7 protein-coding genes are annotated in these 9,802 nt (G+C 43.2%); 1 reads left to right on the top strand and 6 read right to left on the bottom strand.

The genetic code is table 11. From position 1 onward, the window contains the following. The 6 genes from AC37HE_RS07455 to AC37HE_RS07430 form a co-directional block, all read right to left on the bottom strand. A partial coding sequence (locus AC37HE_RS07455) for a SusC/RagA family TonB-linked outer membrane protein (protein WP_500782179.1) occupies positions 1-1,917 on the bottom strand: 1,917 nt, incomplete at its 3' end. A gap of 96 nt (positions 1,918-2,013) precedes the next feature. Next, positions 2,014-3,003 (bottom strand): FecR family protein, encoded by a 990-nt coding sequence (locus AC37HE_RS07450; protein ID WP_500782178.1) that lies wholly within the window; start codon positions 3,001-3,003, stop codon positions 2,014-2,016. Between the two features lie 76 nt (positions 3,004-3,079). After that, positions 3,080-3,640 carry an RNA polymerase sigma-70 factor gene (locus AC37HE_RS07445; RefSeq protein ID WP_500782177.1) on the bottom strand — a complete coding sequence of 187 codons (561 nt, stop codon included), beginning with the start codon at positions 3,638-3,640 and terminating at the stop codon, positions 3,080-3,082. A 117-nt stretch (positions 3,641-3,757) separates the two neighbouring features. Next, the gene (locus AC37HE_RS07440) at positions 3,758-5,311 is read right to left on the bottom strand and encodes a 4Fe-4S binding protein (RefSeq protein ID WP_500782176.1); all 1,554 of its coding nucleotides are present in this window, start codon (positions 5,309-5,311) and stop codon (positions 3,758-3,760) included. A gap of 9 nt (positions 5,312-5,320) precedes the next feature. Beyond that, entirely contained in the window at positions 5,321-6,235 is a 915-nt protein-coding gene (locus AC37HE_RS07435) for a DUF362 domain-containing protein (protein ID WP_500782175.1), read from the bottom strand. Positions 6,236-6,354: 119 nt separating this feature from the next. Then, positions 6,355-8,955: a carbohydrate binding domain-containing protein gene (locus AC37HE_RS07430; protein ID WP_500782174.1), complete on the bottom strand. Its 2,601-nt coding sequence runs from the start codon at positions 8,953-8,955 to the stop codon at positions 6,355-6,357. 276 nt (positions 8,956-9,231) lie between these two features. Between AC37HE_RS07430 and AC37HE_RS07425 the strand changes: the two genes are divergently transcribed. Further along, positions 9,232-9,573, top strand: a complete 342-nt coding sequence (locus tag AC37HE_RS07425; protein WP_500782173.1) for a hypothetical protein — start codon at positions 9,232-9,234, stop codon at positions 9,571-9,573. Positions 9,574-9,802 lie beyond the last annotated feature (229 nt).

Below are 9,802 nucleotides of genomic sequence, written 5' to 3'. Positions count from 1 at the left end.
GTTGTTAACAAAATTTCTGCGATAGCCATCCTGCCAATCATAGGTAAATTCTTCTTCTGAATAACCAGCCAATAAGTTTAAATTATGCTTACCAAATGTTTTATCATATTTCAGCAAAGTCGTCAACATCGTTTGAACATCTGTCTCATCATTAACCCGTAAATCAGATGATTCTGTTTTATAACTACCATCTTTGTTGGCTAAAACAACATTGGCATTAAAGGCATTGATATTTGATGTTACAACATTATAACCATAGGTCACCTGAGCACTTAAACCATCAAGAATGGTATATTCAGCTTCCACCTGACCATTGAAATTGTATCTTTTTGTCTTTGAGGTACTACCAGCTAGAATTTCGGCATATGGATTTAATTCACCATTTACGCTCATGTACTCTCCATCTGCATTTTGGAGGGGATATACCGGAGCAAGCGTTGCATACCAGGTGGCATTCCATACACTAGTTGGTTCTCCTTTTACCCCATAGTTACCAGACAATTTAGTCGATAGCCTTAATCGTTTATTGCTTAAAAAATAGGCATCAATATTTGATCGAAAGTCCGTCTTTTTATAATTGGTAGCAACCATAATACCATCCTGATCCAAATGTCCGACCATAAATGCATATCGCAGGTTATCGGTCCCCCCTGACATACTTATCCGGTGGTTTTGTGTATTTGCCTTTCCGTAATAGACTTTAAAATAATCGATGTCGGGATACATGGGATCATTATGTGCAGCGAATTTTTGAATGTCTTCATCGGTATAATTCGCGATGGTCCCTGCATTTTCTGCTGCCTCGTTGCGCAGTGTTGCATATTCAACTGAGTTTAAAACATGTGGTAATCGGGTTGCTTGCTGAACACCAAAATAGCCATTATAGCTTATTTGCATTTTACCGGCAGCTCCTCGTTTGGTGGTAATCAGAATAACCCCGTTGGCAGCACGGTTACCGTAAATAGAAGCTGAAGCGGCATCTTTCAATACAGATATTGACTTGATGTCGTTGGGATTTACATCAGACATATTGCCTTTAAATCCATCAATTAAAATCAATGGTGCATTATTCGTCCATGTTCCAACCCCCCGAATATCAATAACGGCATTGTCGTCTCCGGGCTTTCCTGAGTTTTGTAACGCATATACACCGGAAACAGTACCCTGCAAAGCCAAACTGGCATTAGTCAAAGGTCTGCTTTCCATCTCGCTCATATTGACTGCACCAACAGCACCAGTCAAATTGGCTTTTTTCTGAGTTCCGTAACCAACAGCAACGACCTCTTCCAAACCGATGGTTTCTTCTTCCAAACTCACGGAGATGGTAGTTTTCCCGGCGACCGGTACTTCACGTGCCTTCATCCCAACAAAAGAAAAAAGCAAAACGGCATTGGCATCAACACCTTTGAGAGAGTAATTACCATCAAAGTCGGTAATCGTACCCATTTGAGTACCCTTAACAACAACAGTTACCCCGGGAAGTGGCTCCCCCTTTGTGTCTGTAACCTTACCGGAAACAGTAACAACTTGTTGAGCATTGGTATAACCGGTTACTTCTCCTTTCTTCTTCAACACGATATACCGGTCAACCAGTTTATAACCGAGATCAGTACCTTCCAGCAACTGATTCATCAATTCGTCAATACTTCCGTCTTTAATTGTCACGGAACCAGCCTGTACACCTTGTATATCGGAATTGTTGTAATAGAAATAATAGTCAGATAGTTCTTCGATCTGCTTCAATGCATCTGCAAGCGTCCCATTCGAAATCGTTAGGTTTAGTTTTGCATTCTGGGAATACGTATTCGCATGAACTGTCAATGTTAGCAGAATAACAAAAAAGGTTGTTAGCTTCATAATACGCATAATCTTTTTGAGCAACCAGGGGTCGCTGTAAAACATACGATGATTTTTCATAAATTTGGATTGAGTTAATAATGAAACATTTTAGTTTTATTAGCAGGCGGTAAAATGTTCGCAGCATTTTATCGCCTTGTTTTTGTTACATAGGCCTTACTTTTTATAAATGTCTATACGATCTTTCTGATTAGGGTTCGAGTGATAATCGACCCGAATAGGTGCTAAGAATGCAAATACCTGCATAATCTGTTGTATCGGTTTATTCCGTAATACTGTTCCGGATATCTTATAGTTTTCCAGACCTTTATCACGAATGTCAATTTCTACATTATACCAACGTTCCAGCTTTTTAGCAATCTCACCCAGCGCTTCATCCTTGAACTCCATTGATCCGTTTTTCCAGTCGGTATAATATTCTGTATCTACTTTTTTAACTGAAAGTTCATTTGAACCTCGATTCAATTCAGCCCGATCTCCCGGAGCCATCACTGCTAATTTTTTCCCTCCTGAAGAATTGAGTTTAACTTTCCCTTTTTCCAAAACAACAGCCATATTTTCATCCTTATAGGCGCTTACATCGAAAGAGGTCCCCAATACCTCAACTTCCATTTTCCGCGTCTTCACTTTAAATGGCAATTTTTCATTATGTGTTACCTTGAAATAGGCTTCGCCTTCAAGATAAACATCCCGGCTTTCCGAATTAAACTGATTAGGGTACTGAAGTTTACTTCCTGCGTTTAGCCAGACTTCGGTGCCATCAAAAAGAAAAATGTGACTTGTTTGCCCGTACTGAACTTCGATAGTTGCCAACTGCGACTTGGAATTTGCGCTCTGCTGGCTTTGAATAAAATAGCCTACGATTAAGCTCACAATAATTACAGCAGCATATTTGAAAGAAGAGCTAACTAAATGACGAAACTTTTGCCGACGAACCTGATCTGCAACAGAATCCCAGGAAGATTTCCGATCGGAAGAGCTGAAGGTTGCAAGCTGGTCAAGGCCAGATTTTATCCGCGCTGATGACTCAAACTCTTCGGGATATTCGTTTTTAAGCCAATCCAATTCTTGCTGTTCTCCCGGAGTCAATTCCCCGTGACGAAAAGCAGCTAAAAGCTCCCATAGTCTTTGTTTGTCGTTCTCCATTGGTTGGTTTTATACTTCTGAGACGTAAAACCATTTAGTGGAGGGTGACAGCAGATGAATATTTTTTAAACATTTTTTAACGAAGTAGGTGCAAATCCCACAAAACCAGCATTTTTTGAGGCTCTAATTCCGTTTTCAAAAATTGGTAAGCACGTCCCATCTGCGTTTTCACAGTATTCACGGAAATACCCAATTGGGAAGCAATTTCCTTATAGGAGAGTGAATCGAAAGCAGCCATTTCCAGAATCTTTCGACGCTGCTCCGGCAGTTTCCCAATAGCCCGATACAAGTCTGCATAAAACTCCTGATCATTAATTTCCGCTTCAGTGGAAATTTCCGGTATTTCCGATGTTAATGAAAGCGGATCGTTATGATGAGAACGCAGGTAGTCAATTACCTGATTTCGAACCATGAAATAGAGATATGATTTTAGGGAATGTTGGACCGCAATCATCTTTCGCTGTTCCCATAAACGAACAAAACAAGTAGAAACCAACTCCTCAGCAACCTGTCGTTGCTTTAAGGTTTTATTGGAAAAATTACATAATGGGAAATAGTAGCGGTCATGCAGCTCACGTAGGGCATTAACCTCTCCGCCTTGAATTCTCTCCCATATTCCTTGGTCACTCCGCTTCATTGGACTTAGTTCGTTTATCAAAAATATTAAATATTTCCGATTATCAACAACCAACTCCAGCCTATAAAACGATCACACAAACCTTATACCGGATAAAACTCTTTAACAACGAATACCTTAAAACGGAAAATCCTCTTCGATCTCGATCTCTGCTTTTTTCTGTTTTGGAGGTTTGGCTTCCTGATGTTGCAGATGACCGTCAACAAAAATGGCTTTGAAAGGTGTTACCGGGCAAGCATATTCACAAGCACCACAGCCCACACAAATATCTTCATCAACCTCGGGAATTACGAGCTTATCTTTGTATGCAACCATATTCACGGCTTTTGTCGGGCAGTGTTCGCTGCAAGCACCGCAGTCGGTTCCATGGGTCTCAACAACACAGTTCGCTTTAATGAATTTGGCAACTCCTACCTGTGTTTTCTTTTTTTGCTCAACCGATAGTTTAAAGATCGCACTGGTTGGACAAACATCGCCGCACACCGTACATTCATAATTACACAAGCCGTTGTTAAAGTCCATAAACGGCTGCATCATTCCGGATAGTCCATACTCAAACAGAGCCGGCTGCAACACATTGTTCGGACAAGCAGTGACACACAAGGAGCATCCTGTACAGGTCGAATTAAAATGATCGTGTGTCTCTGAACCCGGTGGTGAAGCATGGTGCTTACGGTTCAGGGGAGTCAGCCCCTTATTACTTTTTACAATCTCTTTTTCGGCTTTTACCTGCGAATAGGCAGCGGTCATCAAAGCTGATGTTGTCAGGGTTTTTCGGAATAAATTTCTTCGCGACCGATCAACAGTTTTCACTTCGGCTTTTTCCAGTTTCAACGATCCCTTTTGAAACGAAATAGCATCAAATTTACAGACGTCCAAACAATTGAAGCAGGCAACACAACGCGAGGAATCAACGACTTTAGACTTACTATCGATGCACTCCGACTTACAAACTTTGGCACATTTTCCACAGCTTGTGCAAGAGTCAGCTAAACGAACTTTAAAAATTGAAAAGCGGGAAATCAGCCCCAACATCGTCCCGACCGGACAAACAGAATTACAATACAATCGCCCGCGACGAATGGAGAGAACCGCCACAAAGAGGAAAAATCCAAGGGCCCAAAGCAATACTGCCCAGTGCACGATCGGCAATTTCACCCGGTAAATGCTATAAACCTCGAAGTGATTCAATACGATAGCCAGTATATTATTGGCAAGAATAACAACTGGTTGAACCAGGTAACTAAAAATGCGCCCGAAGATGCTGTACGGATCCAACAGGTTCAGCATGAATGCTGATCCTCCGATAAAAACGATAGTCGCTAAGACCAACAGCACATAGCGGATAACAGTTAAAGGCTTCCGGTATTTAGGTTTAACATTCAGCTTGAACTTCTTTCCCACTCTCGAAAAGAAATCCTGCATGACTCCAAGAGGGCACAAAAAACTGCAATAAGTCCGCCCCGTCAAAACGGTTAGAACAAACAATAAAGTCAGGGCAACAATCGCGACCAGCCCTACCCTAATCGTCCGTAAGACTGAAGGTACTACCTGAGTCTCTGCCATGAATTTCATTAAACCTTCAGGCAGGATTCCTCTAAAATCAATAAATAACAGCGCAAATATCAACCCGACCAAAATGGCAACGAGAACCCGAATCTTTTTCAACATCTTGTCCGACTACATTTTAATACGACGAATATTCAGTTCATCCAGATTCATATTCCCCAAGCCCATTTCGTAGGCATCTTTGATGTGACCAATATCTTCCGGGTTCCGGTTCAGAAACTTCACCGATGCGGCATCTGCAGCGACAATATCTGTTGAAATAATCTGTGCTTTCAGGTTGACGACATCATCCAGTGAAACACCTACCGGTCCATTCTGCGTCATCGCATTATAAGCGTCGATCACATTCAGGTCAGGCTTACGGTACAACAAAAAGTCGGCAATACATTGGTTCAGATCATTCTTATGATAGAATCCCCGATCCCAAACTGCCCCCATCAGGTTCTTCATAGCCAGTGAAACATGGGTTGAACTATGATGTTTCAAAATAGGGACATTAATAAAAACATCAGCTTCCATTATCAGCTCATGCACTTTAGTCTCTTTCAGTTTTTTTCCACCAGCGATGTTAACCGACTGATAGTAGCTCTCATTATTCCCGGGAACTACTTTCGCACCGGCATCCTTCGCTGCTTTTTCGATACCACTGTTCGAGTAACACTTGGTCCACTCGTGACAAGTATGGTCGAACACATAAACCTCTTTAGCACCGGCAGTAAAACAGTGTTCAACAATTCGTTTTACCAGCAAAGGGTTGGTATTAGCTCCGAACTCAGGTGCTTTATTCCAACCAATATTGGGTTTCACAACGACCTTCTGTCCTTTTTTCACAAACTGAGTCATTCCGCCTAATGCAGCAATTCCCTGGTCGAACATCGCTTCGGGAGCACCACCACGCAAGGCAACTAAATCAACCGGGAGGCCTTCTCCATTGGCCAAAAGCTTGCCATATCCTCCAACCGATAAAGCAGCTCCAGTCAGGATCCCTGCTTTTAATCCCCGGTCTATAAATTCGCGTCTTTTCATAAGATTCCGTTTTACTGATCAATTGTCCTCTAAAGCTAGGAAAACTAGTGATTAGTTCGCACCAAAAAAACACGATAACACACAGGGAAGCACTATTTTAGAATGATTTTAGATAATATTTACTCCACTAAGACCTCATCGATAAACATCCATGAATTCGTTCCTTTAAACAGATACCCCTCAGGAATCTGTCCAAAAGTTTGAATTTCCAACTTTAAATAGCGAGCTGAAGTTGCCAAACCGTTTACCTGAACCGGATATAAATAGGGTTCTCCGCGTTTGGAGATTTCCTTCACCTGAAAGTCTTTCAGCAGCCTATAATTATTTCCATCGTTGGACGTGTAAACCTTCACATTGCGCGGCAGGAAGATTCCGCTGTTGGCATCGCTCAGGCAACTCAAATCCACCGAGCTCAGCTTTTGAATTTTTCCAAGGTCGATCACCAAAGTAACTGTAGAATCAAGGTAGCCCAACCAATTTGGATTTTTAAACGAGGTGGTTCCCAATTGACCGTCAGTCAGCGATGCCAAACCGTTTGCCGCGTATTGTTCGGCTGGTTTACTTTCTCCCAATACAGGCTTATTCAGGGCCTTGTTAATCGGAACAAAGATCTGCCCCTCAGCCAGGGTCTCGTTATTCCTTTTCACCATTGCCTTTACCACCGTTGGATTAGTTACAGCAAACGGAGCTTTGTATTTATTAGTACGCCTGCTACCCGACAGGCTGTAGTAAAGATTCACATCCTCAATATTGGTTTTGATATCCACTAAAGCACTGTTATCAGTTTGAATGCTATAGCTCAGGTCAGGCTCCTGGCTTACATTCACCTCATCGAACCAAGCCGTTCCCTGACCAATCAGATCCAGGTTTAAAATAGCATTGGTGCTGGTCGTATCCGATTGAAACAAGTAGGAATATTCTGTCCACTCCGGCGTTAATTCAAACTGGTGCTTTTGTTTGCAAGCCGGAATACTCAACTGGAAGGTTGAAGTTTTCCCGGCTTTCTGCTTAGCCCAAATGGAAACCTGGTAGGTATTTCCCTTTTGTAAAATGATCGGCAAAAAGCGCACTTTCTTTCCGGTGCTATCCTGAGGTGTGGTTAATCGCAAGCTAAACAGCCCTTCTTTCTGTGTCCGGCTATCGACAAAAACCGTTGCTGCCGGATCAGTTTTCCCCTCAAATGAGCCTCGCAGACTTTGTCCGGTTGCCAGTCCCGGACTTACCACCTGCTCAAATCCCGGGTTGTAAATCAGGTTGCCGGCACGTTTTACTTCCGAAGCTTTATCTTCCGCATCCAGACGATAAACACGGGTGCTCATTGCATCCATAAAATCACTTATCTCACCATCTTTCACGGGCACCGAGCGATTCTCGAACCATAAATCAGCTTTGGGATAAGCGGTAGTATTCCATTTGAAATTGACCTGCAATGGCTTGTTTGAATGATTAACAGCCACCACGAGTTTTTCGTTTTTATAGCTGAAACACTTTGCCTCAACTTCGGGGTGATTGGTTTCAACGGTAACAGGAACAGAATCCGACAACAGGAAAGGTGTCATCTCCGAAACCTCAACCGCCATATTGCGACAAGCATTCCACATCGAAACCGATTGCGGCGTTGTCTTTTCTACCGTCCGCATAAAATATTGAATTCCTCGCGCACCATGCAGCAAGCCAAGGTAAGTCATCACCCGAAGCTCCTTAGCCGATGGCTCGCGTGGCCACATTTCGGAGCCACCAAAAGCTTGCGGCACCAGCCACACCGACTTTTCAAAGCGAAACTGCCGACCGATTTCATCCACATAGTCTGACACGCCGGTAACCGAACGAGGAACCGGGTAAGGATCGGTCATGGCGATATCCATCGAATGGCGAAACTGCCCCACTTTCGACGGCATCATAAAGACAATCGAGATTGGATGATAAGGATCCAGCTTGTGAATAAACTGGTAAGCTTTCTCCATCAAAGCTGAAGGGCGCCCCTGTCCGTCGGGCTCATCGTTGATGTACCACGACAGCAATGCCGGATGATCGCGAAAAGCCAGCACCTCCCGCTTCAGTATTTCAAATTTCTCTTCGTCTGTTTTATCCAGCCCTTTTGAGCCGTTGTGCCCCGAACCGATTAATGAATTCACGCCATACTGAACCTTCATACCCAATTTGGCACAACGATCCATATAAGCTTTGCGCTCGGCATAGCTGTCAGGCAGATTGCTTTGGTACGGACCAATCATATTGAAGTCATTCACCACTTCCTGATCCGGCAAATCAGCCACCCTGCCCGAGTAAAAACCATAGGGCAGAAATGGCAATCCATCCACAATCAAACCTCCTGTTTCGCGGTCCATCTTCACCTCATTACTTTTCGGCTCCAATCGGGTAATCACGAGGGTATCAATTTGAGCTGCTTGCCCGGCTGCCGTCAACTGAACCTTTAAACGACTATCTCCGAGGGGAAATCCGGCCAAAGGAACTTTCAGCCTTGTCCGGGAATTGCGGATCAATTCCTTTTCAACAAAGACCTGGTCGCCTGATGAAATACGAAGGTCAAAACCGTCAGCCGGTAAATCGGGGATATCGAAAACAACTGTTGCCGAATCTTCGGTCGTGTAGTAGTTGTATTTGCTAAAGACAGAGATGGAATTGCCAAGCTCCTGGCTTCGGGCCTGTTGAAAAAAGCACACAGCTAAAGCCCACAAAAGGAATAATCTTTTGCTCATGAATAATAGAATTTAATGATGGTATAGGTTGTCGTGAAGATAGAAATATCGTGCTGGTAATTGTCCGGCTTATGTCGAAATTAAACACCAAAAGCTCCGAAATAACACTGAGCTTACATTGCTCTTGGGTGAAAGACCCCGGAAACTTCAAATCCGCCTTACCCAATATAAAGTCCTCCTGGTTTCAGGTGAAACAAAATTCGAAGAGTCGGTCAAATATTTTCTATTGTTTCGTAAATTGACGGCCGGTTTTAAGCACCACAAAACATCCAACTCATGAAAAAGAAACAATACCTGTACCTCCTACTGGTGGTTTCCGTCCTCGGATTAGCCACGGGAGTTTACCTGAAATATTTTAAATCGTACACCGATCAGGAGATCACGATCCAGGGCAGCGACGAGGTGATCAAACACCCCAACTTAGGACAAACAATTGATTTGATTGAGAAATTGGATGCCTTAGCGGAGGTCCATGATCTTTCCGCCCCCTCGAATGAGGAAACACTTCAAAAACTGAAGATCATCAATTATGCCGCCATCGGGATCATGGCAATATCAATTTTGATCGGAATAAATGCGGCTATAAGGCTCAAAGTCTACGCAGATCAGGAAGCTTAAGCGGTTAGCACGGTGGAGTCTTTCACACCCATGGAAGGTTCAATGCTCCACCTGTTTTTTCTGAAAGTCTTTTTCAAGATGCGTTGATGAGGATCGATTCTGCTCCAATACATTTCCGCTAGCCTTACCAGGCGGGTTTTCATCTTTGGCTTGCCCCAAAGACGAAACAGAAAACGCAAGGCTGATTTTTATCTTCAGGTATCAGCTCCTGAAAGCTAAGTTCAGCCGG

The organism is Mangrovibacterium sp., from assembly GCF_059905295.1.
The sequence above is the reverse complement of the archived record's forward strand: the minus strand, read 5'-3'. Positions and strand labels throughout refer to the sequence as shown.